Origin of the sequence: Pandoraea thiooxydans, from assembly GCF_001931675.1 — a bacterium.
Classification (GTDB): Bacteria; Pseudomonadota; Gammaproteobacteria; order Burkholderiales; family Burkholderiaceae; genus Pandoraea; species Pandoraea thiooxydans.
On the sequence record NZ_CP014839.1, the window covers coordinates 3605547 to 3632310 of the forward strand.

Consider the following 26764-nt stretch of genomic DNA (forward strand, 5'->3'; position numbering starts at 1 on the left):
TGATCAAACGGCCCGCTCCAACGCGTCCACAAACATCTTCGCGACATCGAACCCCGTCTGTTGCGTGATTTCCTGAAAGCAGGTCGGACTCGTCACGTTGATTTCGGTCAGGTAATCGCCGATCGCATCCAAACCAACCAGCAGCAAGCCTCGTGCCCACAATCGGGGCCCGAGTTCGCGGGCGATCTCGCGGTCTCGCGGAGTCAGCGGCTGAGCCTTGCCCAGGCCGCCGGCCGCCAGATTGCCACGCACTTCGCCTCCCTGAGGAATCCGCGCCAGGGAGTACGGCACGGCTTCGCCGGCAATCACCAGAATGCGTTTGTCGCCAGCGCTGATTTCAGGGATGAACCGCTGCGCCATCACCGACCGACGCCCATTCTCGCTCAAGGTCTCGATGACGGAGCCCAGATTCATTCCTTCGGACGTGATGCGGAAAACACCGGTCCCGCCCATACCGTCGAGCGGCTTGAGAATGATGTCACCGTGCTCGGCGTGGAACGCACGCAAACGCTTCTCGTCCCGCGTCACCAGAGTCGTCGGCATGAACTGCGGAAATTCGGCGATCGCAACTTTCTCGGAATGATCGCGAATCGCCTGCGGCTTATTGAAAACCCTGGCACCGGCCCGCTCCGCCACTTCGAGCAGCCACGTCGACGTGACGTATTCCATGTCGAACGGAGGGTCTTTGCGCATCAAAATCGCATCGAAATCCGACAGGGCGACGACCTTGCTTTCAACCTCTTCGTACCATGCATGGGCATCGCCGGTCAGTCGAATATGCGTGACCCGCGCTTCGACGCGGCTGCCCTGCCAAGCCAGATCACCGGGGCCACACGCGTAAATTTCATGCTGCCGGGCCGCCGCCTCGCGCATCATCGCAAAGGTCGTATCCTTGTAGATCTTGAAATGGTCGAGCGGGTCGGCAATAAAGAGAATATGCATTGCACAGTTGCGACGAGCGAAAACTTCATTTTAGCCGAGCGCATCCAAGTGCGCTTGAGCACCCGCGATGACCAACCGCAGCCCATCAGACACCAATGAGCGATAACAGATCGGCGGCATGCTGACCATGCAGGCGACCGCGTATCTGCCGCAAATGGGTTTTCATCGTCTCGGCCCCGATGCGGCAATCGCGCCGCACTTCCTCACGCGTGGCCCCGGCTGCGAGCCGGCAAGCGATGCGCTGCTGAGCCGGCGACAATGTCGTGTCTCGCAGGCAGCGCAGCAGATACAGTACCGTTGGTATCTGCTCGCGCAGCGTGACGCTCACCGCCGCGTCCCGCCGCCCGCCGCAGGCCGACAGCCGCGCCGCACGTAACCACACGCGCCCGCCCGGGACAGTCATAAACCGCTCGACGGGTGCGGCACGCTCCCCGCCCCCATCGATCAGTGCGGCCAACTCGTTGCAGCAGTGTGCCACCGGCGCGATATCGAGCCATCCTCCACCGGCGCAGCAACGCAGTCGCTGCTGGAGCAGTTGATCGGCTTCCGCGTCGCTCCATTGGGGAAGTCCGTGGCGAATAACCAGCGTCCCATCCGTGCCGCTGTCGCGAAATACCGGCACCGCACGCTCGGGCGCGGTCAGTTGGCTAAGCAGCGGCAACCACTGCGCGGCGCGTTCGCGCTCGCGCCGGCCGAAGCGCTTCTCCGACGGTGACCTGAACAGCAACAGTACGGCATCGGCGCGCTGCCCGCGCTGGAGCCAGATATCCAGCACATGCCCGAATGCCCCGGGCTCCAGCAGGTACCGCTGGATATCCGATTCACCCGTGCGCTCCACACTCATCGCCCCTAGCCCGCGCAGTCGGGTAGCCAGTTGGCACCGCTGCGTCAAACTCAGTTGCGGAAGCCAAAAATCCGCGGGCCGGCCGCGCGAGTCCAACCAAAGACAGCCGGCCGCACTGGATGGAATCAGCGTCCGCAACGCCGTCAGCACATCGGGCATGACAATCCGGCTATCCCAGCCGGTACGACACAATTGATCGAGATACGCAGTGAAATTGGCCTGTTTACCCACATCGATCCTTATAGGAGCAATCTGATATTGAACTTGCTTCGCCATTCATCCCCTCATTGGGGGATGTTTCGATCCGGAAAAGCAAGCATCATTCTGTGGCGCGAACACGATTGAACGCTTGCAAGGTCAACCGGCAAGACAGGCAAATCAGGGAGTCGATAATAAGGTTCTGCGCCCACCGCGTATGCGGTGCGAGAATTTGCCGCACATCGCTCGCATGTGCGGCAAATATAGTGCCCGGCTTGTCGGGGGGCCGGCCGGGCACATTTTTTTAATACACTTCTTGATCTGGATCCGTACGCTCCAGCTCAAGCGATGCAGCCAACAACGCCAAGCGCGCCACGACACCGTACATATAGAAGCGATTGGGCGGCGCCGCACCCGGCTTGGCATGCACATCCGGCAAGGCCGTATGCTCGAACGCCAGCGGCACGAAGTGCATGCCCGGCGCATTGAGATTTTCGTCGACCGCCCGTCCCGTGTGAACCCGATAAAATCCGCCGACCACGTAGCGGTCGATCATATACACGACCGGTTCCGCAACCGCTTCGTTGATCTTCTCGAAGGTGTGCACCCCCTCCTGCAGCAGGACGTCGCTCACGGGCAACCCTTCCTGCGCCACGCTCATCCGGTTGCGCTCCTTGCGAGGCAGGTGTTTGACTTCCGCGGCGTCACGCACAGTCATCACACCCATGCCATACGTTCCGGCATCGGCCTTGATGACGATAAAGGGCTTTTCTTCGATGCCGTACTCGCGGTATTTCTTGTTGATCTTTTTGAACAGCGCGTCCACGCTGTCGGCCAGGCACTCCTCGCCGGTACTGTGCTGAAAATCGACACCACTGCATTTGGTGAAATACGGATTCAGCATCCACTGATCGACGTCGATCAATTTCGCAAACTTCTTTGCCACGTCGTCATAACACGCGAAATGCTGGCTCTTGCGACGCACGGCCCATCCTGCGTGCAATGGCGGCAGCAAATACTGTTCGTGCAGATTTTCCAGGATCGGCGGAATGCCCGTCGACAGATCGTTGTTCAGCAGGATCGAACACGGGTCGAAATTTTTCAGACCCAGGCGGCGCGATGTGCGCTCCAGCGGCTCGATCACGAGTTGCTGGCCGTCCGGCAACTCCACCGTCGTCGGTTCGGTGATATCCGGCGACAGGCTGCCCAGACGCACGTTCAAGCCGGCATGCCGCATGATCGCGGACAATCGCGCAATGTTTTGCAGGTAAAACGTGTTGCGCGTGTGCTGCTCCGGAATCATCAGCAAATTTTTCGCGTCCGGGCAAATCTTTTCGATCGCGGCCATGGCCGCCTGCACAGCCAACGGCAACATTTCCGGCAACAGGTTGTTGAAACCGCCCGGAAACAAGTTGGTGTCGACCGGCGCGAGCTTGAAACCCGCGTTGCGCAAATCGACAGAACAGTAGAACGGCGGGGTGTGTTCCTGCCATTCCATGCGGAACCAGCGCTCGATTGCCGGCGTGGCATCGAGGATTTTTTTCTCTAGATCAAGCAGCGGCCCCTTGAGGGCCGTAACGAGGTGCGGGACCATGCGCTTCTCAGATGCAAATGAAGCTCCGATTGTAGAGCAAATAGTTCTTTGAATATCTGCGGCCGTCCAAAGGGAATTCAAGCAAAAAAAACGGGTGCCTGGCACCCGTCCCAAACGCCCGGACCGCGTACCTTGCGGCCCGGGCGACTCTCCTCGCGCTTACCCCTTAACCCCAAAAGGTTATTCCGCAAGATGCTCTATTCGACATGTTCCCCGTGCAGCGTCACGTCGAGACCCTCGCGCTCCTGCTCTTCACTGACGCGCAGGCCCATCACCTTATCGATGACTTTCAGGAGGATGAAACTCACCACGCCACTGTAAATCAGCGTCGTCAACACCCCTTTGGCCTGAAGAATCACGCTGCCATCGACGCCGCCGATATCCTTGACCGCGAACACGCCCGTCAGCAGTGCGCCGACGATACCGCCGATGCCATGCACGCCGAACGCGTCGAGCGAATCGTCATAGCCGATCTTGCCCTTGAGCCAGGTTGCCGACCAGAAGCAGATCACGCCCGCAGCAATCCCGATGACGAAGGCTCCCGTGACGCCGACAAACCCGGACGCCGGCGTAATGGCCACCAACCCGGCCACGGCGCCCGAGGCGATGCCCAGCACCGATGGCTTGCCCTTAGCGATCCACTCGACGAACATCCACGCCAGTGCCGCCACGGCAGTAGCCACTTGGGTGGTCAGCATCGCGAAACCGGCACGGCCGTCGGCAGCCACCGCCGAGCCGGCGTTGAAGCCGAACCAGCCGACCCACAGCATCGCGGCGCCGATGAGCGTCAGCACCAGGTTGTGCGGAGCCATCGCCTCCTTGCCGTAACCCACCCGCTTGCCCAGTACCAGGCAGCACACCAGGCCGGCAATACCCGCATTGATATGCACCACCGTGCCGCCGGCGAAATCGAGGATGCCGGCGCCAGCGAGCCAGCCGGTCGGCTCCCACACCATATGGGCGATCGGGGCATAGACGATGACCGACCACAGCGACATGAAGATCAACATGGCGGAGAACTTCATGCGATCCGCGAACGCGCCGGTAATCAGGGCCGGAGTGATGATCGCAAATGTCATCTGGTAGACGAAATACACTGTCTCCGGAATCGTCGGCGCCAGGTGACTCACCGTGAGCGTGGTCGCTTTATCTCCCTTGATGTAATTCATCCCTTCGAGGAAGACGCGCGAGAGCCCGCCGATGAACGGCCCGCCGGGCGTGAACGCCAGGCTGTAGCCGATGACCGTCCAGAGCACCGTCACCACGCAGGTGATCGCGAAGCTTTGCATCAACGTCGCCAGCACGTTTTTCTTGCGCACCATGCCGCCGTAAAACAACGCCAGGCCGGGAATCGTCATGAACAGCACCAGAGCGCTGGAAGTCAACATCCAGGCCGTGTCGCCCGCGCTGATCTTCGATGCGTCGACCGAAAATGGCGCAGTCGGCGCGGCGGGGGCCGCCACCGGGGCCGCTGGGGCGGTCGCCGCCGGCACTGCCGCGGCCGGCGCGGACGCATCGTCCGCCATCGCCGCGCCGACCCCGCCGGCGAGCAGCGAGCCGGTGAGCAACAAGAACACCAATAATTTACGCATCTTCGTTTTCCTCTTGTCCCTATTTTTTTACAGAGCGTCCGCGCCGGTCTCGCCGGTGCGGATCCGAATCACTTGCTCGACGGATGTGACAAAAATCTTTCCGTCGCCGATCTTGCCGGTACGAGCGGCCTGCTCGATCGCTTCGACGGCCTGATCGACCACGTCGTCGCCGACGACGACCTCGATCTTCACTTTGGGCAAAAAGTCCACCACGTACTCGGCGCCGCGATACAGCTCCGTGTGCCCCTTTTGCCTTCCGAAGCCCTTGACCTCGGTGACCGTGATGCCCGAGACGCCGATCGCGGACAACGCTTCGCGCACCTCGTCGAGCTTGAATGGCTTAACTATGGCGATAATCAACTTCATGATGTCTGACTCCTTGTAGGTTGCTGCAATCGGGCGAGACGCTGGCGATCGCCCGACGCAGCCGCATGCGACGCGGGTAGGCCGAGCCCGGCTCCCGCATCACGCCCTGATCGCTTCAAAACGTCCTGGTAATGCTGGCAACTACCGTGGCACCGCCCAAAAACCTGCCGTTGTTGGCAGCCGAATAAACTGATTTGTCCGCGTTGGTATCGATATAGGCGAGCGAGGCGCTAAAGCCCTTGCCGAGGTCCTTGTTCAAGGCGATCTTCCAGTCCGTGTACGACGCCTTGCTGTAGTTATGGACAAACTGGTGGCCCACATGGCCCGTCGCGCTCAAGCCCCACCAGCCAAGGTCGAAATTCCCGGTCAGATCGATATATCCGCTGTTGGTGGTCGATGCGCCAGTCGTGGGGTTAACCAGTCCGAACAGACGCGTCAGGGAGTTCGAGTATTTCAGCGTGAAGGGCCCGTAACCCAGTTGCGCGTAAAGCTCGAACGTATGCGGGCGCGGGAAATATTGATTGCTTGGATACGAACCCGGGTAGTAGTACTGCAAGCCGCCAACGTCGAAGGTCAGCCCCTTGACGATCTCCCCGCGATATCCGCCATAAAAATCCATTTCGACCGGGGCGCTTACCGCCGAATTGCCATCCGAAATCCAGCTAATGTTGGAAGCCCATACCCCCGCATACAAGCCGCTCGTATGCGTGAGATCGAAACCGCCTTGTACGGCAGGATTCTTGTTGGTCTGGGAAATACCGCGGAACCGGTAGTCCGACGCCAGGCCCACGTTGGCCGTGATCGTCAATGCACTGGCAGGAGATGCCGGTGCCGACTGCGCCCGCGCAGCGCCAACCATGCCCGCCATCGCGCCACCAAATAGACACCCCGCCATCACAGCTGATACAGTTTTCATATCGCGTTACCCCGGTTGAATTCGTTGAATGACAGTTGCTTGCGACCCACCTTCCATCGATGGGATAAGCAACTCCTGTGCCACCTGAAATCAACCAGTGCGAAAAACGCGCTTGGCTGGCCGTCGGCGGTGCGCCACCAGGGCAGCCTCCCAGCGCGCTGGCCGGAACGTTTGCGAGCCAAACACGAAAGAAATTCCGTGATACAGTTCCGGGCATTTCGGAACGCTCCGTCCGGCAGCTCGCCTCGTGCCCAATAGTGCGTTCCAAATGCACGGATTCGGTGCATGCACTACCGCGGTGCCCGTTTGAATGAATGCCCCTGCCAAGGAGGAATAGGCGATGAAACCCAATGACATCCTGACCGACATGCAAGCCAAGTTCGGAGAAATGCTCAAGAATTCGCCGGTCCGCGACATCGAGCGCAATGTCAAGGCGATGATGGTGCAGGGCTTCAATCGGCTCGATCTGGTCACGCGCGAAGAATTCGATGTCCAGGCTCAGGTCCTGGCGCGCACCCGGGAAAAACTCGAAGCCCTGGAGCGCCGCATCGCCGAACTCGAAGGTCGTTCTCATCATCAGGACTGAGCTCGGATTTTTTCCGTTGCTCAGCTCCCGCATTCCGATTTTGCCCCTCACTACTCCCGCCGGCGGTCGATGCCTCGTATAGTGCTCGGCTAACGAGGCGCAGCCGAGTCATCCTGGCAACACCGGCTCGCCGCCACAGGGAGAAACACGTCATGTCGCTCGCGGTCGTCAAAAGCCGCGCGCTAGCTGGAATGCGCGCGCCCGAGGTGACGGTCGAAGTTCATCTCGCCAACGGTCTGCCGTCGTTGACGATCGTCGGATTGCCCGACACCGAGGTCAAGGAAAGCCGCGACCGGGTTCGCTCCGCGATCCAGAACTGCCGCTTCGAATTTCCCGCACGCCGCATCACCGTCAATCTGGCGCCGGCAGATTTACCCAAGGAGTCGGGCCGCTTCGACCTGCCCATTGCGCTGGGCATCCTGGCGGCCAGCGGGCAAATCCCCGCCACGGCGCTCGCCGATCACGAATTCGCGGGCGAACTGTCTCTGTCCGGCGAGTTGCGGCCAATACGCGGGGCCCTGGCCATGGCACACGCGCTCGCGCATGCCCAAGCACCGACCGCGTTCGTCCTGCCGGCAGCCAATGCGGACGAAGCGGCACTGGTCGGCCGCGCAACCGTCTATCCCGCCAGATCGCTGCTCGACGTTTGCGCGCACCTGATGGCCCGGGACGACGGCGACCGACTCGTCGCTCACCGACGAGCGGCTCCCGCATGCGTGTGCGACTATCCCGACATGAGCGAGGTCAAAGGGCAGGCGCCAGTCAAGCGCGCCCTGGAAGTTGCCGCCGCCGGCGGGCATCACGCGTTGTTGATCGGCCCGCCCGGCACCGGGAAATCCATGCTGGCAAACCGCTTTCCCGCCCTGCTGCCGCCGCTGAGCGAAGCGCAGTCGCTCGACGTCGCCACCGTGCTCAGCCTCAGCACGCAGGGCTTCGACCCGGCGAGATGGGGCCTGCGGCCATTCCGCGCGCCCCATCACACCGCATCGGCAGTGGCGCTGGTCGGCGGCGGCGGCACCCCCAGGCCCGGCGAAATCAGCCTGGCCCACCACGGTGTCCTGTTTCTCGACGAATTACCGGAATTCGACCGCAAAGTTCTGGAGGTCTTGCGTGAACCGCTGGAGTGCGGCCGTATAACGATCTCGCGCGCCTCCCGGCAGGCGGAATTTCCCGCCGAATTTCAACTGATCGCGGCCATGAACCCCTGCCCCTGCGGCTATCTCGGCCATGCGTCAGGGCGCTGTCGCTGCACTCCCGAGGCTGTTGCCCGTTACCAGGGCCGCTTGTCGGGGCCGCTGCTCGACCGGATCGACGTGCAAATCGAGGTGCCCGCCCTGAGCGCCGACGATCTGGCCAACCAGCCCGCGTGCGAATCGAGCGACGATATCGCACGCCGGGTCGGTGCGGCACGCGCCCGGCAAATCTCCCGCCGAGACAGGCCCAATCACGCGCTGCAAGGGCGGGATATCGACCGGTTCTGCCAACCGACGTCAGCGGCCGCCGGCATGTTGCGTCATGCCGCAAATCGGCTGCATTGGTCGGCTCGCGCCTATCACCGGGCGCTCAAAATCGCACGCACGATCGCCGATCTGGATGACGTCGACACGATCGACAGCGCTCATATCGCAGAAGCGATTCAATATCGGCGCGCCGTCTCGGCCAAATGAGCGTCGCGAAGCCAATGCGACCGAATCGCTTGGCCATCCAAGGTGTCGCCCGGTCCGCGACGCGCCGGCCGGGCTACTCGAGTGTGAATGAATCGAAGAATTGTTCGATCTGGTCTTGCGGCGGCGCCTTTTCACCGAGCACGACAACCTGATAGACCCGGTCACCATGCGCGACGAAGCGCGCATCGACGAAGCGCTGTGCCTTGCCGTCGACAGCCTGCCCTCGCGCGTAGACTCCGATGCCCGTCACGAAAGGCGGCGACTGCGACGCCACACGGATCTGCACCGTCTGCACTTGCGATTGCGCGGCGCCCAGGTTGGCGAGCAATCCCTTTTGCAGATCGGCCATCACTTGCGCGCGCAAGGCGAGGTCTGCCCTCGGCAACTTGATCACGCCCACGGCAAATAACGCCTGGTCGACCCGCGCTGCCTGCATGTGCATTGGCAACACGCCCGTGGACAAATGCACTTCACGCGCGTCGCTGCTTGGCTTGGCTGGGTAAGTGATGCTGTACGCGCCGTCATCGGACTGAACCACGCGCCAATCATAGTGCGGAGAACACGCCGCTATCCATACCAGGCATCCAATCGCGGCAAGCCGCTGGATCGCCAAACGCCGAAAAAATAATCGCGCCACTCGCCGCTCCCCCGTAAAACTGCATTATCCATCACGCCGCCGGCGCCCGACGGCGCACGCAACAATAAGCTCGTGATGCGCAGACCGAGGCATTTCCATGACGGCCGTCAAGCTTGGGGGCGCCATGGGCGGCACGGTTTTCGCGGCAACCTACAATTCAGGGTAGAATTATTTGCCTCGAGTCGACTGTTTGCAGAATCACAATGACGACAACTTCCTCACGCCCGTTTTCTCTGGGAAAACTGCTTGCCGCGGCGGTAGCTGTCATCATCGCCGTGACCGCCTTTGTTGCGTTCACTGGCCGCAAGCAGGCGCCAGACGTCACATTCACCCTGCTCTCGGGACAAAAGATCGACAGCGCCCAATTGAAAGGCAAGGTCTATCTGGTCAACTTCTGGGCGACCAGCTGCACGACCTGCATGCAGGAAATGCCGTCGATGGTGCAGACGTACGATAAATTCAAAAGCCGCGGGCTGAAATTCATCGCGGTCGCCATGAATTACGACTCGCCGACATATGTCGCCAATTACTCACAATCCCGTCAGTTGCCGTTCATGGTGGCGATGGACTCGGATGGCAGCGTTGCCAAGAAATTCGGCGACGTACAGCTCACGCCGACCACTTTCGTAATCGGCAAGGACGGCAAGATCCTCAAGCAGTATGTCGGCCCGCCATCCTACGCGGAGCTCGATAAGCTGTTGAACCGCGCGCTCGGCAAACAGGCCTGAGCCAGCGGTTGAGACGCCAAAGCCCCGCTGACGCGGGGCTTCTTTCATTGCGAAGGACGTTCGTCAGCCGAAAGCCGCTGCCCGACGAAATCGCACAACTCGCGCAGGAATTGGCCGATATTCTCCCGCACGACGTCAAATCCCTCGTGCTTCTCGCACGTCGTCTCATCCATGTAGAGTGCCCGATTAATGGCGATCTGCACACTGTGCCGTTGCCGCGGCGGATCGCCGTAGCTGCGAATCAGATCGCCACCCTGATGAAGCGCATCGGCCCCAACCCGATAGCCCATCGCCTCGAAACGTGAAACGACCCATTCGGTAAACGCCGGATCCGCTGTGCTGCCGTGATTGTCGCTGATCGCGACGTCGGGCCGAGCCTGCCCGCTGTCGCGATTCAAATTGCCGCCGCGCGAGCGCATCGAGTGGCAATTCAGGTGCCATACCATGCCGTTGCGCTGCCACGCCTGCTCCAGCGCGTCGCTCAACGCCTGGCGATAAGGTTGATAGTAGTCGTGCAGGCGACGCTCGACCTCGGCCACATTGAGCCGGCGGTCATACATCGGCACGCCAGGTGCGGCGTAGCGGCGGATCAGGCCGACGCCGCGCTGGCTGCATTCGCCCGGCTGGGCGTCATGCGGCCACAACTGTGCCAGCAAATCCGGATCGATATCGTGAATTGCCCGGTTGGGATCGATATACGCGCGCGGAAACAGCGCCCCCAGCAGCACCGCGCCGAACCGCGGGGCCTCTGCCCACAATTCGTCGACGTGAGCATCCCAACTGGTGTAAATCGCCTCGAGCGGCGCACTCGTCGCGAAATCGGCAGGGAACACGATCCCGCTGTGGGGCGAGTCGCACACGACGGGCACGCACGCCTCGAGAGGCGCCTCGACAAAATACCGGCCATCCACCACGTGACGGGGCAACATGGTCATCTCTCCGGTGAAGCGGCGCGGCGGGTACGACGGCGCATCACACGCCGCGTGCACATGCCGCTATTGGCATTCTAGGCCTCAAAACGGCTCGCCGCCCCGCTCGGGTCGACCCGCCGTGCCGTGATCGTCATGAGAGCGCGCCATTGGAAGGGTCGTCGCTGGTCAACGCTCGCCAATCCGGCAAACCAGGCTCGAAAAAAATGAATCAGCCGAGCCGTGGCTCAGCGATTTTTGTCACCGCTCGGCGTGCGGCGGCGCGGCAGGTACCGAAACGGCTCGCTCGACATCCTTGGCACCCTGCTTGCAGCGTTTGAGTTCGAGCATAACCTGCGCGGCCGCGATGACCTGCGAGGCAGGTAAATTTTGCAGACAAGCGCTGTCGCTGTCGAGGTGTCGGTCACAGCCCTCTTCCCCGCACGGCACGCATTCGCCCGGGCCCTGCACAAGATAGACGTTGCCTCGATGGGCGCTGCCGCGCCGTTGCCACGGATTGTCCAGCGAATCCCAGGTGTGTGGCCACGGCCCCCACCGATCCGGCGGGGTCGGCCCGAACATCGTGACCACCGGCGTTCCGGTAGCCGCCGCCGTATGCGTGGTCGCCGTATCCGGGCCGACATAGAGTTCAGCCGATGCGATCAAAGCAGCCGTCTGGGCGAAACTCAGCTTGCCAGCCAGATTCAGCATGCCCGGCAGCCGTTGCGCCAGCGCGTCGACATAGGTCAACTCATCGGCATCGCCGCCGCCAGTGAGAACGACCGCCAGACCGCGCTGCTGCAGCCACTGCGCCAGGGCAAACCAGCCGTCGTCGGTCCACATCTTGTAGCGATATTTCGGTCGCAGGTGCAACACGGCGTAAGCGCGCCCCGCCAGGGGCGCGAGCGACTGCCGCAACTGCTGCCGTTCTGCCTCGGTCGGCACCGGCGGCACAACCTCGCCGGTGGGCACGGCCGCCATCTCGCGGGCAATGCGCATGGAATCCTGCACCACATGCGACCCATCGTCGGGGATCGTCATGGCCCGGCTGAGCATCAGCCGCTTGGGCCAGTCACGCAGCTTCGCTTCCACCACGCCCAGACGCCAGCGCCCTCCCATCCAGAGATACATGCGTGACCGATCCGACGACATCGCCGTGATCGCGATATCGTATTTGCCTCGAATCGAGCCCAGATCGCGCAGCGTTTGGCGCCACGGCTGCCGGTGTGCCACGGCAATGACCTCATGCAGATCGGGATTGCCTTTGAGCACGCCCTCGGTGCCGCGAAACACGAGCATGTCGATCGCCGCGCCGGGCCATTTTTTCTTCAGGGATCGGATCAGCGGGGTGGTGAGCAGGACGTCGCCGATCCGGCGCGTGCAGACGACCAGGATTCGCGCCGGTGCCTTGGCAAACGGCCCTCGCTTGAGAAGCGCATTCAAGCTCATCGAGCAGCGGAAGCAAAAATCGATCGATGCGCCAGCGTCACACGACACCAGCTTCGTGCGCCTGCACGTCGGCGTGGTAGCTCGATCGCACCATCGCGCCGACGGCCGCATGCGAGAACCCCATTTTGAGCGCCTCTTCCTCGAACATCTTGAAAGTCTCGGGAGTGACATAGCGGCGCACCGGCAGGTGATGCTCGGACGGCTGCAGGTATTGCCCGATCGTCAGCATATCGACGTCGTGCGCCCGCAGGTCGCGCATCACCTGCAGGATTTCCTCGTCGGTTTCGCCCAGGCCGACCATCAGGCCCGATTTGGCGGGCACCTCCGGATGCAGCCGCTTGAATTCCTTGAGCAGATTCAACGAATGTTGGTAGTCGGATCCCGGCCGGGCTTCCTTGTACAGGCGCGGCACTGTTTCGAGGTTGTGATTCATCACATCGGGCGGCGCGGCATTCAGGATGCCCAGGGCCCGATCCAGGCGCCCCCGAAAATCCGGTGTAAGAATTTCGATGCGGGTTGCCGGCGAATGCTCGCGCACTTGCCGAATGCAATCGACGAAGTGCTGCGCCCCGCCGTCGCGCAGGTCATCGCGATCGACGCTGGTGATCACGACATATTTCAGTTTCAGGGCGGCGATGGTCTTGGCCAGATTCAGCGGCTCTGCCGCGTCCAGCGGATCGGGGCGGCCGTGACCGACGTCGCAGAAGGGGCAGCGGCGCGTGCATTTGTCACCCATGATCATGAAGGTGGCCGTGCCCTTGCCGAAGCATTCGCCGATGTTCGGGCAGCTGGCCTCCTCGCAAACCGTGTACAGATTATGATCGCGCAGAATCTGTTTGATTTCGTAAAACCGCGAGTTCCCGGTGGCAGCCTTGACGCGAATCCACTCGGGTTTCTTGAGTTTTTCCGCCGGCACGATCTTGATCGGGATACGCGCGGTCTTGGCCTGCGACTTTTGCTTGGCCGAAGCATCGTAGGGGCCGTCGATACTGCGGACTTCCTGCGAGGAAGGTTGGCTATCGTTGGGTGACACGGTATTCGTCATAAAGCGTCCAATCCCGCGGCGCGGCAACCCGCAGGCAAGAAAAACTCAGCCCGCCAGCGAGGCGAGCCGCAAGGTATGCTGCTCGAGATGAAAAGACAGCCGTTCGGCCAGCTTTTGCGCCACCTCGTTCCAGCCGGCGGCCACACCGAGCGTGGCCATGTCAATGGTTTGCAAGCCGGCATAGCCGCACGGATTGATCCAGGAAAATGGGCGCAGATCCATGGCCACGTTCAAACTGACGCCATGGTAGCTGCACCCGTTGCGGATCTTCAGTCCCAGCGCTGCGATTTTGGCGCCGCGATACGGATCTTGAGCGGCCGTCGGGGCCACGTAAATCCCCGGCGCGCCGGCTTTGCGCTCACCCGCGAGATTATACGCCGCCAGCGTATCGATCGCCGCCTGCTCGATCAGATTGACGAATTCCCTCACCATCAACTTGCGCCGCCGCAGGTCGATCAGCGTATAGGCAACCACCTGGCCCGGGCCGTGATAGGTGATCTGCCCGCCGCGATCCACCTTAACGAGGGGGATGCCGGTATCGGCCAGCAGCAGATGGGCTGGATTGCCCGCCAGACCCAGCGTATAGACGGCGGGGTGCTCGACCAGCCAGAGCTGGTCGGGGGTATCGGGCACGCGTGCGTCGGTATAGGCGCGCATCGCGTCGAAACTGCGCTGGTAGTCTTCGGTGCCGCGCCAGCACACGTCAATCGAGAAAGTCATTCGGCTAGTTTAGCGAAACCCACCTGAGCGTGCTCGCCTGCGCGCCGCGTCGAACCCATCGGCGCAAAAAGGATGCACTCAGGTCGGCGCGCCGCAGTGCTGCTGTGCGGGGCGCCGCAGATGCCCGGCGCGGGCCAGCAGTTGGCGCCACGCTCCCAGGCGGCGTGGCGCGGCGCGCCCGATCAGAATGTCGCCAGACGCTTCCGCCGAGACCCAGTGCTGCCGGTGCGGTTCGAGTTGCAGCGATTCGCCGGGCGCCAGCCAATAATCGGTCGCGTCATGCGCACGGGTGATCCAAAGGCGCGTCGAACCCGCCGTCAGCGTGTGCGCGCTGGACAGCTTCAGCGCCAGAACGTCATCCTGTTGCAGGCTGTAAACGTATTGGATTTTTGTTAGTTTATTTGTCATTTTCGGGCTCCGCGTTGCGTTGGTCGATGTGTTGATAATATGACTTGACGCCTCAACGGCCAAAGGATAAATTTTTCCTTTCTTGTCAATATTTTTCACATGGACATTCGCAAGCTCCCGAACCTTGGCGCCCTGCGCGCATTCGAGGCGGCGGCGCGCCAGGAGAGCTTTTCGCGCGCCGCGGAAGAGCTGTTCGTCACCCATGGTGCGATCAGCCACCAAATCCGGGCACTCGAGGAAGAACTGGGTACTCCATTGTTTGCTCGGCACGGCAAGCGTGTCAGCCTGACACCGGCAGGCCGCACCTACGCTGCCTGCGTGCGCGACGCGCTGCTCGATATCGCCCGTGCGACCCAGGCGCTGCGCGCCGGCGCCCGTCACGAGCGGCGGCTGGTCCTGAGCACCATGCCGTCGTTCGCAGCCCGCTGGCTGACACCGCGCATCGGACGCTTTATCGAACTGCACCCGCAACTCGAAGTGGAACTGCGCTGCAGCATATCGCTGATCGATTTCACCCGGGACGACGTCGACGTCGTCATCCGACTCGGCAATGGGACGTGGCCCGGCCTGCACGCGGAGAAGGTGCTGGACGAAGTGTTTTTCCCCGCCTGCAGTCCCGGTTTCAACGGCGGAAAGCTTCCGGCCCAACCTGGCGATTTACGTCACTGCACCCTGCTGCGCTCGGTCGACGAACCCTGGCAGCCCTGGTTCGAAGCCGCCGGCATTCACGATATTCCGGAGCCGCGCAGCGGCATTCTCTACGAGGATTCGGCAATGATGCTGCAGGCCGCGATCGACGGCCAGGGCGTAGCCCTGGTGCGCCGTTCGCTCGCCACCAACGACCTGGCCGCCGGCCGGCTCGTGCGGCTGTTCGACATCGATAGCGCCTATGCGTGGGACTATTATTTCGCGTGCCCGCCCGCACTGCTCAAGACCCAGCGGGTGAGCGCATTCCGTGACTGGTTCATGGACGAAATCGCCCTGTTCCGTACCGAATACATGCAACTGGAGCGGGCGCACACGATTGCCGCCTGAACCACGTGGCCAGACGCCGCACAGCGCCGTCACAACACCACGGTCACCATCGGATGAGCGGTCAAGGCGCGGTAGATATCGTCGAGATGGGCACGGCTCGTCGCTCGCACGGTCACCGTCAGACCGAGGTAATTGCCGGCCCGGGACGGCCGCATTTCAATGCGCGCGGCGTCGAACTCAGCATCGAATTGCTGCATCAGTTGGGCAATGCTTTGCGCAAACTCAGGCTGCATCCTGCCCATCACCTTGATGGGAAAATCGCACGGAAATTCGAGCAGGGTTTCGTTGACGGGACTCATGGGTTTTCCTTGGCGCGCCCAAGCCTGGCGCGCAACAGCTTACAAAAAATTTGGCTCGGCATGGGGGGCGTCGCCGATGCCGATCCGGGATGCCATTGATGCGGGCCGATTCTCATTTTTTCAAGAACTTCAATCGCAGGGCATCCCAAGCACGCCCCAGAATGCCGGCCTGCGGCACATCCTGCAGCGCCACCACCGGGAACGCAGCGACCTGCTTGCCATCGGCCGTGATGTTCACCGTACCGACCACCGCGCCCTTGGCCAGCGGCGCGATCAGCGGCGCGCGCACTTCCAGCACAGGCTTGATTTTATCGCCCAGCCCCTTGGGAAGGGTGACAAAGGTGTCCTTGTCGACACCGATCTCGACGGTATTGGCCCGGCCCTTCCAGATGCGCGGCTTGGCGATCACCTGACCCGCGCCGTATACGCGCAACGTATCGAAGCTCTGATAAGCGTAGTTCAACGCGCTGAGCGTGTCTTGCACACGGGCACGTTCGGTGGTGTTGCCAACTGCGATGGCCAGCACGCGTCGATCCACACCCGGCACATTCGGCATGGGCCGGTGCGCGGAGGCAATCAGGCAATAACCCGCCTCTTCGGTATGCCCGGTCTTGAGCCCGTCGACCGTCGGATCCAGGAACAACAGGCGATTCCGGTTCCATTGACGGATATGGTTATAGGTGAACGACTTGACCGCATAAATCGGGTAGTACTCGGGAAAATCCTCGATCAGCCGGGCCGACAGAATCGCCAGGTCGGCAACCGTCGTGTAGTTCTGCGGATCGGGCAGGCCGTCGACATTTACATAATGCGTATTCTTCAGTCCCAGCCGCTTGGCCTCATGATTCATCATGTTGACGAAGTTCGCCTGCGAACCGCCAATCAACTCGGCCAGTGCAATCGTCGCGTCGTTACCCGACTGCACGATCATGCCGTACACCAGATCGTGCACGCTGATCGGTTTGCCCGCTTCGATGAAGGTGCGCGATTCGTCAGCCCCGACCGAGCGCACGGACTCGCTTGGCCGCACCGTCTGATCCATCGAGATACTTTTATTCTTGAGTGCCTCGAACACCAGATAAGACGTCATCAGTTTGGCCAGCGAGGCGGGCGGGATGCGCTTATCGGGATTGCCTTGCGCGAGGAGCTGGCCACTCGTCAGATCGCTGATCAGCCAGGCCTTGGCGCTCATCGGGGGTGGCGGAACCTGCGCCTGCGCAGTCAACGAAACGGCAACGAGCGTCGCTACGCAAGCGACACGGGAAAACGCGGTGGAAATATTCATTGGCGATTCACGAAACGGGGTGCTAAGGCAGTAGCCATCGAATGTCTGACTACTTCGGCGGGGGCGCCGCCGTCAGACAATCCACACCAACCATTAGTTCAGCGAATGATATTCCCTGCGCCCGGGCGGGCACCAGGAGATGTCCCGAGCCAGCCCAACCGGCTCTTTCGCGTGCCTGTCGGGCTTCGCCGCTCAGCCGTTCGATGAAAACCCGTCAGGGAGCATCGATCAGCAGGCGTTCGACGATCTTGCCGTTGACCAGGTGACTATCGACGATCTCGTCGATATCGGCTTCGTCGATGTAGGTGTACCAGACGCCTTCCGGATAAACCACCACGGTCGGCCCGTCTTCGCACCGGTCCAGGCAACCGGCCTTGTTGATGCGCACCTGGCCCGGGCCCGCCAGGCCGAGAGCCTTGACGCGCTTTTTCGCATACTCCTGCATCGCTTGCGCGTTGCAGTTCGCGCAACTCGGACGCGGCGCATCGGGCTCGCGCTGGTTCAGGCAAAAGAAGACGTGATGCCGGTAATACTGGGACATGGGAAAAGGGGGCCGAAGCGTGCGATATCAATGGATACGAACCATTCTAACCGAGCCACGCAAAATCAGTGCGCCGCGCCTGGACAGGCGGCTCAAGGCTTGTCCGGCGGGAGTCTGGGGTGACCCCGGTGAGTCGGGTCGAACATCGCCAACAAATAAACCAGCGCCAAATAGGGCCAGATCAAATCGATCCATCGCGCCAGCACGTTGAAATGCAGATATTGTCCCTGGCGCCACGCATCGAGCGCCATTTGATAGTAGGGGTTGACCGGCAGCACATTGACCAGCAACAAACCCACCGACAGGGCCAGCAGGGCAACGCCACCCCGCATGCCGCGCGGCAGCCGGGCCGTCAGCAGCAGGAGAACCAAACCGCTCGCCAGGCCCAGCACGGCGCCCGGCGTCACCCAGTCAAATGCCTGGGCCGGGGAAAATTGCAGCGCGGCGGCAGCCGTCTTGACGGCGATTCCTGCGCTCAGCAAGGCCAGTATCAGGCGCAAACGCGGCGCCGAGCGGCGCATCGACAGGGTCGGCAACAGGCCCGCCACGAGCGTGCCGCTGGCTGCCACCATGGCCTCCCAGGCAAACTGTCCGGCGATCGGGTCAAGTGTCGCGACATCCCGCCGCAGGTGCGCCAGACCGGGAACCCAGCCAAGCAGCGTGCCGGTCGCGCCGGGGTCCAGACTCAACCAGATCTGCCGCATCAGGGCGCCCGTGCCGAAAAGAAATTGCTGCGGGTAGGCCTGCGCCAGCGGCCACAGGCCGAGCAGCGCCAATGCGGCGCTGGCGCGCCGGTCGAACCAGGCCAGACGCCAATGGCGCAGCCAGCCGCGATCGAGCAACGGGCTGGCCAGCGGCGCGGCAATCGCACCGCCGATCAGCGCGCCCAACGCGTTGGTTGCCAGATCGACGTTGGACGACACGCGAGACGGCAAATAGGTCTGCAACGACTCCATCGCCCCCGACAGCACCAGCCCCGCGGCAAATGCTGCAAATACGGCCCTGGCGCCGCGCCAGGCCGGATGCAATGCCAGCACCACGGCGATGCCCAGCGGCAAATAGCCGAGCACGTTGACGATCACGTCGAACCAGGTCAGATAACGCGGCAACGGCGCCAGCACGAAATCGAACGGGCCGACCGTGGCGCCCTGCCAGTCGAACGGATACAGGCTGGCGTAGACCATCAGCACCACCAGGGCCAGCAGGGCCTGGCGCACCAACGGCGAAGCGCGGCGCTGCCAGGGTTTGAGCGAACCGCCGCTCACGGTTCGCGCCCGCCGCGCGTCAAGACAGCGGCACCGTGGCGAGCCATCGCACCAGCGCCGCCTGGGCCGCATCGGTAGCCGCACGCAAGGCTGCCACGCCGCCACGTGCGTCGTTGCTCGGTGCCGGACGCGTCACGTGCAGCGTGGTTTGCGCGACCAACCTGTCATGATCGAAAACGCTGGCGCGCAGCACGACCGCGCCGTGACTGCGGCTACGGCTGTCGAACACCTGAGTGAATTCGTCCAGCTCGATCTTCAACAGCGGCGCCGCCACCGGGTCGCCGGCATTGAGCACGCTGCGCTGGCTCGCCAGCCGCGCTCGCAGGCGCTCGCCGAACAGGCGCTGGGGCGGCGCCAGCCAACGGCTGTCGGCATAGGCACGCGCCTGGTCGCCGTCGGCGCCCGGCAGGCGGTAGTACATCGATTCCTGGTCGAGCCAGGTGGGCGCCGCCACCATGACTTTGATCGGCGCCAGGGTGCGCCCGGAGTTCGCCGGGGATCCAGGCGCAGCCACCGGCGGCGGCCCGAGATCAAAGCGCTCGATATTCGCTGGCAATGGGCCGCTGGCGCATGCGGATAACAGAAGCGCAGCGGCACACGCGAAGAGAAGGCACAGTCGTTTCATGGATCGACTCTCAATTTTGCGGAACGGTTGACGGCCACGCAAAGCCACTCTCGCCCGGGCCAGGGGTCGGCGGTGTGACGCCGAACAGCAGGCTGCGGGGATTGCGGCTGACGGTGTCGGCGGCAGCGCCCAATGACTGCATAGTCGTGCGGGCCTGATCGCTCAGCACGTTAAAACGCGGCAGCGACTCTTGCTCCAGCGTGCCGCTCAGCTCGATGGTGGTCTGCTGCAGCGCCGCCAGACTCGCCGTCGCCTGGCTGGCGGCCTGGCCAATGCTGTTCAAATTGCGCGTGAGCGGCCCGTGCGGATCCGATAGTTCGGTCGCCAGCCGGTTGGTCGAGGCCAAGGTGCGATCGAGCGTATCGAGCGTCTGCGGCAGTTGCCGTGCCGCCGGCGCCAGCTTGCCGGTCAGGTCGCTGAGATTGTCCGCCGCCGATTTGATGCCGGCCACCATACTCATCATCTCGTCGCGATTGGCCCGGCTGAAAAGTCGATTGAGCGAGGTGCTCAGCTGTTGCACCTGGTTCAGCAGGGTCGTGCCGCGCTGCTGCAACTCATCGAGAAAACTCGGCCGCATATAGAGACGCGCCACGTGTGCCGGCGTCGAGACGAGCGGAGCCTTGTCGCGGCCGGTATCGTCCAGCTGCACATAGGCAATGCCGGTCACGCCCTGGAACCCGAGATTGGCAAAGGTCGAATGCGTCATCGGCGCGTCCTTGTTGACCAGAATGCGAATCACGATCTGCCCCGGATTGGCGGGATCGAAGTGAATGCTCTGGACCTTGCCAACGTCCAGGCCACGGTAACGCACCGCTGCCTCGGGATTGAGTCCGTTGACGTTAGTGCGGGAGATCAAATCGTAGGGCACGCGCTCGGTATTGTCGCGATTGAACCACAGCAGCGTCAGGATCACCGCGGCCACCAGGCCGATGGTGAACAGGCCCGCCAGGAAGGCGTGGGATTTATTTTCCATCTTGCAATATCTCCGAGAGCGCGGCACGGCGCTGGGGCGGCAAGGCCCCGAGCGCCCGGCGGCCCCGCGCGCCGAGGAAGTAGTCGTGAATGAAAGGATGATCGACCCGCACCACATCTTCGACCGGTGCATTGACCAGTACCCGGCGCTCGGCCAGTACCGCCACGCGAGTAGAAAGCAGCACCATGGTATCGAGGTCGTGCGTCACCATCACCACGGTCAGACCCAGTTCACGATGCAGATCGCCGATCAACGAAACAAACTCGTCGGAGGCCTGCGGATCGAGCCCGGCGGTCGGCTCGTCCAGAAACAGCAATTCGGGCTCCATCGACAGGGCCCGGGCAATGCCGACGCGCTTGATCATGCCCCCCGAGAGTTCGGAGGGCATCAGCATGGCCGCCCTGCATGGCAGCCCGACCATATCGAGCTTGAGCATCACCACATCGTTGATCAGGTCTTCGGGCACCGTATGGAGCTCCCGCAAAGGCTGGGCGATATTGTCGAACACGTTCAACGCCGAAAACAGGGCGCCGTGCTGGAACAGCATGCCGGTGCGGCGGCGCAGCAGGTGCACCGTCCTCGCATCGGCATTGGTGATGTCGTGTCCAAGCACCGTGATGCGGCCACTGCTCGGGGCCTCCAGCCCTATGATCTGGCGCACCAGCGTGGTCTTGCCCGAACCGGATCCGCCGACCAGCGCAATCACTTCCCCACGGTTGATCGTCAGATCCAGATGTTCGTGAATCACCGCGCTGCCATAGCGCTTGCACAAGTCACGCACATCAATGACGGTCTCGGCCGGCGCATGGGCGGCGAGGTGGGGCGAACTCATCGGACACCCACGCCGGAGAACACGATGGCAAAAATAGCGTCCGCCAGGATCACCACCGTAATGGAAGTGACGACCGATGTCGTGGTGCCCTCGCCCAGGCTGCGCGTATTCGGTTTGATGCGCAGGCCGAAATGGCATGCGACAAAGGCGATCAGCATGCCGAACACCACCCCTTTGCCAAGACCGATCCAGAGATTGGCCAGCGGCACCGCGCCCGGCAGCGCAAAGATGAAGTAATGGTAGCCAATGCCAAGTGCAGCGTTCGCCGCCACCATGCCGCCGATCAAGGCAATGACGTTGGTCCACATCACCAACAGCGGCATCGAGATGCCCAGCGCGATCACCTTCGGCAGAATCAGTCGGAGTCCGTGGGGAATATCCATCACCCTCATCGCATCGAGCTCCTCGGTCACCCGCATGACGCCGAGTTGCGCGGTGATCGCCGAGCCCGAGCGTCCCGCGACGAGAATCGCCGAGAGCACCGGCCCGAGTTCGCGGATTACCGACAGGCCGAGAATGTTGACAATAAAGGTGCTGGCGCCGAACACCTTCAACTGCTGAGCAGACAGATACGACAACACAATGCCGATCAGAAATGCCACCAGGGCGGTAATGCCCAGCGCCTGGGCGCCCGTGCTGTAGATATTCGCGGAAATTTCCCGCCACGGCCCACGCAGCGGATGCCGCACTACATGCATCAAATCAAGCACGAACTGGCCCAGCATCGTCACGCCGCCGCGCAGATGATCGACGAGCGAGAACACGGCCAGCCCGAGCCGGCTGACGATGTCGATATGCGGCGGCGGTTTGGGCGTTTCGCGGCGCTGATCGAATGCCGCCAGACGCTCGAACATGGTTCGCTGGTTTTCGCTCAGGGCGATGCGCGCCGGCAGACGCCGTTGCCAATAACGCCACAGCGCCTGAGCGCCCACGTGGTCGAGCCGCTCCACGGCATTGAGGTCCCAGCCGAGCTCGCCCGACGGCAACGCGCGCATCAGGCGCACCACGGTTTTCTTGCGGCGCGCCAGCGCGAAAGCAGTCCACAGGCCTTGCAACACCACGACGTGGCCTTGCGCATCTTGCTTGAGTTCCAGGCTCGGTGGAATGTCACGCTCCAATGCTGGTTTCTCCCGACACGAAATTGAGCTTCGCCATTGTAAGCCAGAAGCCAACGCAGCCCCCCGCCCGATGCCGGCGCGCCGTTACAATACCGTCCTATGAAAACCCCATTTTCCGATTCTTCCCCGGGCGCCGGCGACCAGGCGCCGGCGCGGCAAATCGACCGCGCTCGCCTGGCGGCCTTGACGAGTCGCGCGGTCACCGGCTGGGATATCGAATTGGTCGAGACAACCGGCTCGACCAACACCGATTTGCTCAACCGTTGGCGCAACGCCTCGCCGGGTAAGCCCACCATGCGGCTGGCTTACCGGCAAGAAGCGGGGCGCGGCCAGCGAGGCCGTGTCTGGCGCGGCATGCCGGGCGACAGCCTGATGTTTTCAGTGGCCTGCGGTTTGCCTCTCACGCTGCCGCAATTGGCCGGCTTGAGCCTGGCCACCGGGGTCGCCGTGATCGAGGGCCTGCAGCGGCTACCGCTTTCGGCGCCGCAAGCGTTGACGCTGAAATGGCCCAACGACGTCTTGCTGGCCGGCCGTAAATTGGCCGGTATTCTGATCGAAGCGAACGGGGCCGAGGCGGGACGCACCACGGTCGTCATCGGCATCGGCCTGAACCTGCGACACACGCAGGCACTCGATGCGCAACTGGCCGCCGACCAGGCCGAACAGCCTCAGGCGTTGGCCGCAGCGCGGCCCGCCGCGCTGGAAGAAATTCTGTCGCAAGTCGATATGACCCACACGCTGGCAGTCCTGCTCGATCAACTCGAGCAGATGCTGACGCGCTTTGCCGTCGACGGCTTCGCGGCATTCCGTCCCGCCTGGGAGGCGCTGCACGGCTTCGCTGGCCAGCCCGTGCGACTGGTACAGCCGGGGATGGCCGACACCGAAGGCATTGCGCTGGGTGTCGACGACAGCGGCTGCCTGCGGCTGGGCACCGCCGACGGCGTGCAACTCGTCACCAGCGGCCAGGTTTCGCTGCGGCCCCGGGAGCGCGCGTGAGCCCCGCCCTCTTGATCGATGCGGGCAATACGCGCCTGAAGTGGGCGCTCGCGCCCATGCCGCGGCCGCAAAACTGGCAACCTCGCCAGCCCGCATATTCGGCCAGCGGCGCCGTCGCCCAACGTGACTGGCCGGCGCTTGCCGAGCAACTTGCGGCGGCGACGGCCACTGCGCCGCCGCACGTCTGGCTATCCAACGTCGCCGGCACGGCGGCCGAACAGGGATTGCGCGACACCCTGCGACAACTCTGGGGGAAGGCCGCGCCCGTGCCCCGTCTGCACAGCATCCGCGCCCAGGCAACCCAGTGCGGCATTGTCAACCATTACACCGAACCCGCGCAGCTCGGCTGCGACCGCTGGGCAACGCTGATCGGCGCGCGCGCGGCATTCCCCGGCGAGCATCTGCTGGTCGCCACGCTGGGCACGGCGACCACGTTGGAGAGCCTGAGCGCCGTCGGCGACTTTCTCGGCGGACTGATCGCCCCCGGACCGGCATTGATGCTGTCGTCACTGGCCAACGGCACCGCGCAACTGCCCGCCGTATTGCCCGAGCAACCGGCCGATGCCCCATTCGCAACCAACACTCGCGCGGCCATGCTGGCCGGCTGCCTGGCCGCCCAGGTGGGTCTGATCGAGCGCAGTCATGCCGCCCTGCGCGCACGGCTCGGCGAGGTGCGGTGCGTGCTGACGGGCGGCGCCGGGCGGTGGCTGTCGCCCCATCTTTGCATATCTCACACCGCGCACGATAATCTGGTCCTGGCCGGCCTGTTCGAAATTGCCTCCTCGGAATCAAACGCGTCTTTGGAAAGCCACACACTATGATTCGCGCGTCATTGCTGGTCGGGCTGCTGCTCGTCAACGCAGGCTTGCTTGCGGCTCAGTTGGGCTGGTTGCCGGTGGGCAACGGCGAACATGACCCCGGGCGGCTGGCGCGGCAGATTCATCCGGAAAGACTGCGTGTGCTGCCGCCCGGCGTAAGCGTCGCGCTCGCCACGCCAGCCGTCGCCAATGCCGTGCCGCTGCCCGCCCCGCCGGTGGCGACGCCGCTGGAGCCGACGCCTCCGACACCCGCCTCGCCGGCACAAACCGCGTCATCGGCCAGCGCGCCGCCGCCGGCATCGGCGCCGTCCGCCCCCGGCGCGCCGGCCGATTGCGTCGAAATCGGTCCGCTCGGGGCGGCCGAGGCAACCCAGGCCAAGGGGCTGATTCTGGCCACGATGCCGGCCGGGCAAGGTGACCTGCAAAGCGTGCCCAGCGTTGCACGGTGGTGGGTACACCTGCCGAACGTCGGCAGCCGCGCCGAGGCGGATCAATTGACCGCCCAACTGCGTCATGCCGGGGTCACCGAGTACTACGTGCTCGACAGCCAAGGCAAACCGGGATTCGCGATATCGCTCGGCTTATTCAATGAGAAAGCCCGGGCCGAACGACTGGCCGGCTCACTGAAGCAGAAAGGGTTTGCGCCGCTGGTCACGGAAAAGGCCGCGAGTGGCAGTCAATTGACCTACCGAGTGTCCAACCTCAGCAAGGCAACGGCTACCTCACTCATCGCCATGGCCCACCAACAATGGCCGTCGACACCGGTGCAGCAATGCGCGGCGCGGTAGCGCGCCGCGGTGCTCTCAAGCCGCCCGGCGCAGCGCGAGCACGGGCCGGACTTCGCCGGTACGCAGTCCGCGCGCGTTAGTCAACTGGGGCCGGACCCAGGGGGCAAGCGGCGTTTGCATCGGGTCCTTCACCAGGCCCAGTTGAACCAGCACCTCGACAGCCGCCGTATACAGCGCACGCATATTGCCGTCGACAGTCTTGATGGCAATACCTAACCCGGCCGAGCGGATGCCCAGCGCCTGAACCCCGTCAGCGCCGATTTTCGCGACCCAGTCGCCCGGCATCGTGCGCATGAACGCCAGATCGTTGCGATTGGTTCCCGAGACCAGCTCGGGATGACCCGTCATGGCAGCGTACAGCTCGGCCAGGCCGGCGCCATACCGCGACTGTGGCTCGGCCTGCGCCAGACGCGCGTAGGCGGCGGCCAAATGGCTCAGCGGCAGCGCGTAATTCGGCGCCGAGCACCCATCGATCCCCATGGGCAGCGCCTCGCCATCGACTGCGGTCACGTCGGCAACGGCGCGCCGGATCTCGCGCTGCAGCGTATGCGCCGGGTCGAGATACGTCTCAAGCGGCAAGCCGTGCTGCACGCAGTACGCGAGGAACCCGGCATGCTTGCCGGAGCAATTGTGATGCAGTTGGGTCAGTTGCAAATCGGCCGGCACCGGCTCACCGACGCTGGCGTAATAGGTCGGTACGTGGCACCCGCATTGCAGGTGGTGCTCGTCGCAACCGCTTTTGTCCAGCAGGCGCGCAACCGCCTGCACATGCATGGTCTCGCCCGAGTGACTGGCGCATAGCATCGCCAGCTCGCTGGAGTCCAACGAGAAATGCGCGGGCCCGCCGCCATGCACAAAAGGCAATGCCTGAAACGGTTTGAGCGTGGAGCGCGTGAAGGTCAGGAAATCGGGATCGCCAGCGGCATATTGGATGCGGCCGTGTGTGTCAACCACCGCCACCGCGCCGTAGTGGACACATTCGACCGTATCGCTCCCCTGCGCGCCACGGGTGACTTCAACCAGCGGTGCCAATTTCATGATTGCCTCACTTTGCGCAGCAGCGCCGTCGTGGAGCGCTCGTAATCGAACGGAATCGCCAGGGCACGCCCGCCCCAGCTGCGCACCAGCGCGGTTTCGGCCAGCCGCTCCATATCGTAATCGCCGCCCTTGACGAGTATGTCGGGGCGCAGTGCTTCGATCAATTGGTAGGGCGTGTGTTCTTCGAACGGCACGACCCAATCGACACTGGCCAGCGCGGCCAGCAACGCCATGCGGTCGTCGAGCGAATTCACCGGACGGTCGTCCCCCTTGCCGAGCGTTCGCACCGACGCGTCGCTGTTGACCCCCACCACCAGGCAGGCGCCCAGCGCTCGCGCCTGCGCCAAATAAGTGACGTGCCCGCGATGCAGAATATCGAACACGCCATTGGTAAACACGAGCGGGCCTGGCAATGTCGAACGGCGCGCGCACAGCGCTTCTCGGGTGGTGATTTTGCTCTCGAAATCAGCGTTCATCGAAAAAGTGAGTGAAAGAAGTGGCGACGCTATTGTCCCACGCTCATTGCTCGAGTCGCCAACAAAAAGGGGCCC

Annotated in this window: 29 protein-coding genes; 7 read left to right on the top strand and 22 right to left on the bottom strand. The window is 63.1% G+C overall.

The annotated features are described in order from the left end of the window. Nucleotides 1–3: 3 nt before the first annotated feature. From gshB to PATSB16_RS16555, 6 genes are all read right to left on the bottom strand, one after another. Nucleotides 4–942, bottom strand: a complete 939-nt coding sequence (gshB, locus tag PATSB16_RS16530) for a glutathione synthase (protein ID WP_047215154.1) — start codon at nucleotides 940–942, stop codon at nucleotides 4–6. Nucleotides 943–1027: 85 nt separating this feature from the next. After that, nucleotides 1028–2062 carry a helix-turn-helix transcriptional regulator gene (locus PATSB16_RS16535; RefSeq protein ID WP_047215155.1) on the bottom strand — a complete coding sequence of 345 codons (1035 nt, stop codon included), beginning with the start codon at nucleotides 2060–2062 and terminating at the stop codon, nucleotides 1028–1030. Between the two features lie 226 nt (nucleotides 2063–2288). Further along, a complete protein-coding gene (gene gshA, locus PATSB16_RS16540) occupies nucleotides 2289–3578 on the bottom strand; it encodes a glutamate--cysteine ligase (protein WP_047215156.1) in 1290 nt (429 codons plus the stop codon). Nucleotides 3579–3775: 197 nt separating this feature from the next. After that, entirely contained in the window at nucleotides 3776–5170 is a 1395-nt protein-coding gene (locus PATSB16_RS16545; RefSeq protein WP_047215157.1) for an ammonium transporter, read from the bottom strand. A 27-nt stretch (nucleotides 5171–5197) separates the two neighbouring features. After that, entirely contained in the window at nucleotides 5198–5536 is a 339-nt protein-coding gene (locus tag PATSB16_RS16550) for a P-II family nitrogen regulator (RefSeq protein ID WP_047215158.1), read from the bottom strand. Nucleotides 5537–5651: 115 nt separating this feature from the next. Further along, the gene (locus tag PATSB16_RS16555) at nucleotides 5652–6452 is read right to left on the bottom strand and encodes a TorF family putative porin (RefSeq protein WP_047215159.1); all 801 of its coding nucleotides are present in this window, start codon (nucleotides 6450–6452) and stop codon (nucleotides 5652–5654) included. A gap of 340 nt (nucleotides 6453–6792) precedes the next feature. Between PATSB16_RS16555 and PATSB16_RS16560 the strand changes: the two genes are divergently transcribed. Continuing rightward, on the top strand, nucleotides 6793–7038 hold the full coding sequence (locus PATSB16_RS16560) for an accessory factor UbiK family protein (protein WP_047215160.1): 246 nt from the start codon (nucleotides 6793–6795) through the stop codon (nucleotides 7036–7038). Between the two features lie 152 nt (nucleotides 7039–7190). Continuing rightward, entirely contained in the window at nucleotides 7191–8705 is a 1515-nt protein-coding gene (locus PATSB16_RS16565) for a YifB family Mg chelatase-like AAA ATPase (RefSeq protein WP_047215161.1), read from the top strand. A gap of 73 nt (nucleotides 8706–8778) precedes the next feature. Here the strand turns inward: PATSB16_RS16565 and PATSB16_RS16570 are convergent, their stop codons facing one another. Then, on the bottom strand, nucleotides 8779–9243 hold the full coding sequence (locus PATSB16_RS16570) for a hypothetical protein (protein ID WP_052892725.1): 465 nt from the start codon (nucleotides 9241–9243) through the stop codon (nucleotides 8779–8781). 302 nt (nucleotides 9244–9545) lie between these two features. Here PATSB16_RS16570 and PATSB16_RS16575 point away from each other — a divergent pair, with 302 nt between their 5' ends. Further along, entirely contained in the window at nucleotides 9546–10070 is a 525-nt protein-coding gene (locus tag PATSB16_RS16575) for a TlpA family protein disulfide reductase (protein ID WP_047215162.1), read from the top strand. Between the two features lie 44 nt (nucleotides 10071–10114). Here the strand turns inward: PATSB16_RS16575 and PATSB16_RS16580 are convergent, their stop codons facing one another. From PATSB16_RS16580 to PATSB16_RS21030, 5 genes are all read right to left on the bottom strand, one after another. Then, complete coding sequence (locus tag PATSB16_RS16580; protein ID WP_052892726.1) at nucleotides 10115–11005, bottom strand: N-formylglutamate amidohydrolase; 891 nt, start codon at nucleotides 11003–11005, stop codon at nucleotides 10115–10117. A 234-nt stretch (nucleotides 11006–11239) separates the two neighbouring features. After that, nucleotides 11240–12427, bottom strand: coding sequence for a glycosyltransferase family 9 protein (locus tag PATSB16_RS16585; RefSeq protein WP_072628675.1), 1188 nt, complete (start codon nucleotides 12425–12427; stop codon nucleotides 11240–11242). A gap of 37 nt (nucleotides 12428–12464) precedes the next feature. Beyond that, nucleotides 12465–13472, bottom strand: a complete 1008-nt coding sequence (lipA, locus tag PATSB16_RS16590; RefSeq protein ID WP_047215164.1) for a lipoyl synthase — start codon at nucleotides 13470–13472, stop codon at nucleotides 12465–12467. Between the two features lie 45 nt (nucleotides 13473–13517). Further along, complete coding sequence (gene lipB, locus PATSB16_RS16595) at nucleotides 13518–14192, bottom strand: lipoyl(octanoyl) transferase LipB (RefSeq protein WP_047215165.1); 675 nt, start codon at nucleotides 14190–14192, stop codon at nucleotides 13518–13520. A 78-nt stretch (nucleotides 14193–14270) separates the two neighbouring features. Further along, complete coding sequence (locus PATSB16_RS21030; protein ID WP_047215166.1) at nucleotides 14271–14600, bottom strand: DUF2917 domain-containing protein; 330 nt, start codon at nucleotides 14598–14600, stop codon at nucleotides 14271–14273. A gap of 99 nt (nucleotides 14601–14699) precedes the next feature. Between PATSB16_RS21030 and PATSB16_RS16605 the strand changes: the two genes are divergently transcribed. After that, nucleotides 14700–15635: a transcriptional regulator GcvA gene (locus PATSB16_RS16605; protein WP_047215167.1), complete on the top strand. Its 936-nt coding sequence runs from the start codon at nucleotides 14700–14702 to the stop codon at nucleotides 15633–15635. Nucleotides 15636–15664: 29 nt separating this feature from the next. Here the strand turns inward: PATSB16_RS16605 and PATSB16_RS16610 are convergent, their stop codons facing one another. From PATSB16_RS16610 to PATSB16_RS16645, 8 genes are all read right to left on the bottom strand, one after another. After that, the gene (locus tag PATSB16_RS16610; RefSeq protein ID WP_047215168.1) at nucleotides 15665–15934 is read right to left on the bottom strand and encodes a DUF493 family protein; all 270 of its coding nucleotides are present in this window, start codon (nucleotides 15932–15934) and stop codon (nucleotides 15665–15667) included. A gap of 112 nt (nucleotides 15935–16046) precedes the next feature. Further along, nucleotides 16047–17219: a D-alanyl-D-alanine carboxypeptidase family protein gene (locus PATSB16_RS16615; protein ID WP_047215169.1), complete on the bottom strand. Its 1173-nt coding sequence runs from the start codon at nucleotides 17217–17219 to the stop codon at nucleotides 16047–16049. 214 nt (nucleotides 17220–17433) lie between these two features. Further along, nucleotides 17434–17760, bottom strand: coding sequence for a (2Fe-2S) ferredoxin domain-containing protein (locus PATSB16_RS16620; RefSeq protein ID WP_047215170.1), 327 nt, complete (start codon nucleotides 17758–17760; stop codon nucleotides 17434–17436). 92 nt (nucleotides 17761–17852) lie between these two features. After that, on the bottom strand, nucleotides 17853–19025 hold the full coding sequence (locus PATSB16_RS16625; RefSeq protein ID WP_047215171.1) for a VanZ family protein: 1173 nt from the start codon (nucleotides 19023–19025) through the stop codon (nucleotides 17853–17855). 19 nt (nucleotides 19026–19044) lie between these two features. Then, nucleotides 19045–19650 carry an ABC-type transport auxiliary lipoprotein family protein gene (locus PATSB16_RS16630; RefSeq protein ID WP_047215172.1) on the bottom strand — a complete coding sequence of 202 codons (606 nt, stop codon included), beginning with the start codon at nucleotides 19648–19650 and terminating at the stop codon, nucleotides 19045–19047. Between the two features lie 10 nt (nucleotides 19651–19660). After that, entirely contained in the window at nucleotides 19661–20623 is a 963-nt protein-coding gene (locus PATSB16_RS16635; RefSeq protein ID WP_047215173.1) for an MlaD family protein, read from the bottom strand. Further along, nucleotides 20613–21455, bottom strand: coding sequence for an ABC transporter ATP-binding protein (locus tag PATSB16_RS16640; protein WP_047215174.1), 843 nt, complete (start codon nucleotides 21453–21455; stop codon nucleotides 20613–20615). Before PATSB16_RS16640 ends, PATSB16_RS16635 begins: the two co-directional genes overlap by 11 nt. Beyond that, nucleotides 21452–22573, bottom strand: a complete 1122-nt coding sequence (locus PATSB16_RS16645; protein ID WP_047215175.1) for an MlaE family ABC transporter permease — start codon at nucleotides 22571–22573, stop codon at nucleotides 21452–21454. The genes PATSB16_RS16640 and PATSB16_RS16645 overlap by 4 nt, the downstream gene beginning before the upstream one ends. Before the next feature lie 99 nt (nucleotides 22574–22672). Here PATSB16_RS16645 and PATSB16_RS16650 point away from each other — a divergent pair, with 99 nt between their 5' ends. The 3 genes from PATSB16_RS16650 to PATSB16_RS16660 are packed head-to-tail and all read left to right on the top strand — an operon-like array spanning nucleotide 22673 to nucleotide 25175. Continuing rightward, the gene (locus PATSB16_RS16650) at nucleotides 22673–23569 is read left to right on the top strand and encodes a biotin--[acetyl-CoA-carboxylase] ligase (RefSeq protein WP_047215176.1); all 897 of its coding nucleotides are present in this window, start codon (nucleotides 22673–22675) and stop codon (nucleotides 23567–23569) included. Then, nucleotides 23566–24390, top strand: coding sequence for a type III pantothenate kinase (locus PATSB16_RS16655; RefSeq protein ID WP_047215177.1), 825 nt, complete (start codon nucleotides 23566–23568; stop codon nucleotides 24388–24390). Before PATSB16_RS16650 ends, PATSB16_RS16655 begins: the two co-directional genes overlap by 4 nt. Continuing rightward, nucleotides 24387–25175, top strand: coding sequence for an SPOR domain-containing protein (locus PATSB16_RS16660; protein ID WP_047215178.1), 789 nt, complete (start codon nucleotides 24387–24389; stop codon nucleotides 25173–25175). The genes PATSB16_RS16655 and PATSB16_RS16660 overlap by 4 nt, the downstream gene beginning before the upstream one ends. 15 nt (nucleotides 25176–25190) lie before the next feature. Here PATSB16_RS16660 and PATSB16_RS16665 read toward each other — a convergent pair whose 3' ends face one another. Both PATSB16_RS16665 and rfaE2 read right to left on the bottom strand, forming a co-directional pair. Further along, a complete protein-coding gene (locus PATSB16_RS16665; protein WP_047215179.1) occupies nucleotides 25191–26213 on the bottom strand; it encodes an asparaginase in 1023 nt (340 codons plus the stop codon). After that, the gene (gene rfaE2 / locus PATSB16_RS16670; protein WP_047215180.1) at nucleotides 26210–26689 is read right to left on the bottom strand and encodes a D-glycero-beta-D-manno-heptose 1-phosphate adenylyltransferase; all 480 of its coding nucleotides are present in this window, start codon (nucleotides 26687–26689) and stop codon (nucleotides 26210–26212) included. Before rfaE2 ends, PATSB16_RS16665 begins: the two co-directional genes overlap by 4 nt. Nucleotides 26690–26764 lie beyond the last annotated feature (75 nt).

Excerpts from the sequence above, each read along its gene's own strand:
- PATSB16_RS16545 (WP_047215157.1), bottom strand. The coding sequence starts at position 5,170 with ATGCGTAAATTATTGGTGTTCTTGTTGCTCACCGGCTCGCTGCTCGCC.
- rfaE2 (WP_047215180.1), bottom strand. The coding sequence starts at position 26,689 with ATGAACGCTGATTTCGAGAGCAAAATCACCACCCGAGAAGCGCTGTGC.
- PATSB16_RS16635 (WP_047215173.1), bottom strand. The coding sequence starts at position 20,623 with ATGGAAAATAAATCCCACGCCTTCCTGGCGGGCCTGTTCACCATCGGC.
- PATSB16_RS16665 (WP_047215179.1), bottom strand. The coding sequence starts at position 26,213 with ATGAAATTGGCACCGCTGGTTGAAGTCACCCGTGGCGCGCAGGGGAGC.
- PATSB16_RS21030 (WP_047215166.1), bottom strand. The coding sequence starts at position 14,600 with ATGACAAATAAACTAACAAAAATCCAATACGTTTACAGCCTGCAACAG.
- PATSB16_RS16535 (WP_047215155.1), bottom strand. The coding sequence starts at position 2,062 with ATGGCGAAGCAAGTTCAATATCAGATTGCTCCTATAAGGATCGATGTG.
- PATSB16_RS16615 (WP_047215169.1), bottom strand. The coding sequence starts at position 17,219 with ATGAATATTTCCACCGCGTTTTCCCGTGTCGCTTGCGTAGCGACGCTC.
- PATSB16_RS16560 (WP_047215160.1), top strand. The coding sequence starts at position 6,793 with ATGAAACCCAATGACATCCTGACCGACATGCAAGCCAAGTTCGGAGAA.
- PATSB16_RS16580 (WP_052892726.1), bottom strand. The coding sequence starts at position 11,005 with ATGACCATGTTGCCCCGTCACGTGGTGGATGGCCGGTATTTTGTCGAG.
- PATSB16_RS16610 (WP_047215168.1), bottom strand. The coding sequence starts at position 15,934 with ATGAGTCCCGTCAACGAAACCCTGCTCGAATTTCCGTGCGATTTTCCC.
- PATSB16_RS16555 (WP_047215159.1), bottom strand. The coding sequence starts at position 6,452 with ATGAAAACTGTATCAGCTGTGATGGCGGGGTGTCTATTTGGTGGCGCG.
- PATSB16_RS16660 (WP_047215178.1), top strand. The coding sequence starts at position 24,387 with ATGATTCGCGCGTCATTGCTGGTCGGGCTGCTGCTCGTCAACGCAGGC.
- PATSB16_RS16620 (WP_047215170.1), bottom strand. The coding sequence starts at position 17,760 with ATGTCCCAGTATTACCGGCATCACGTCTTCTTTTGCCTGAACCAGCGC.
- PATSB16_RS16575 (WP_047215162.1), top strand. The coding sequence starts at position 9,546 with ATGACGACAACTTCCTCACGCCCGTTTTCTCTGGGAAAACTGCTTGCC.
- gshA (WP_047215156.1), bottom strand. The coding sequence starts at position 3,578 with ATGGTCCCGCACCTCGTTACGGCCCTCAAGGGGCCGCTGCTTGATCTA.
- PATSB16_RS16565 (WP_047215161.1), top strand. The coding sequence starts at position 7,191 with ATGTCGCTCGCGGTCGTCAAAAGCCGCGCGCTAGCTGGAATGCGCGCG.
- PATSB16_RS16640 (WP_047215174.1), bottom strand. The coding sequence starts at position 21,455 with ATGAGTTCGCCCCACCTCGCCGCCCATGCGCCGGCCGAGACCGTCATT.
- PATSB16_RS16550 (WP_047215158.1), bottom strand. The coding sequence starts at position 5,536 with ATGAAGTTGATTATCGCCATAGTTAAGCCATTCAAGCTCGACGAGGTG.
- lipA (WP_047215164.1), bottom strand. The coding sequence starts at position 13,472 with ATGACGAATACCGTGTCACCCAACGATAGCCAACCTTCCTCGCAGGAA.
- PATSB16_RS16585 (WP_072628675.1), bottom strand. The coding sequence starts at position 12,427 with ATGAGCTTGAATGCGCTTCTCAAGCGAGGGCCGTTTGCCAAGGCACCG.
- PATSB16_RS16605 (WP_047215167.1), top strand. The coding sequence starts at position 14,700 with ATGGACATTCGCAAGCTCCCGAACCTTGGCGCCCTGCGCGCATTCGAG.
- PATSB16_RS16630 (WP_047215172.1), bottom strand. The coding sequence starts at position 19,650 with ATGAAACGACTGTGCCTTCTCTTCGCGTGTGCCGCTGCGCTTCTGTTA.
- lipB (WP_047215165.1), bottom strand. The coding sequence starts at position 14,192 with ATGACTTTCTCGATTGACGTGTGCTGGCGCGGCACCGAAGACTACCAG.
- PATSB16_RS16650 (WP_047215176.1), top strand. The coding sequence starts at position 22,673 with ATGAAAACCCCATTTTCCGATTCTTCCCCGGGCGCCGGCGACCAGGCG.
- gshB (WP_047215154.1), bottom strand. The coding sequence starts at position 942 with ATGCATATTCTCTTTATTGCCGACCCGCTCGACCATTTCAAGATCTAC.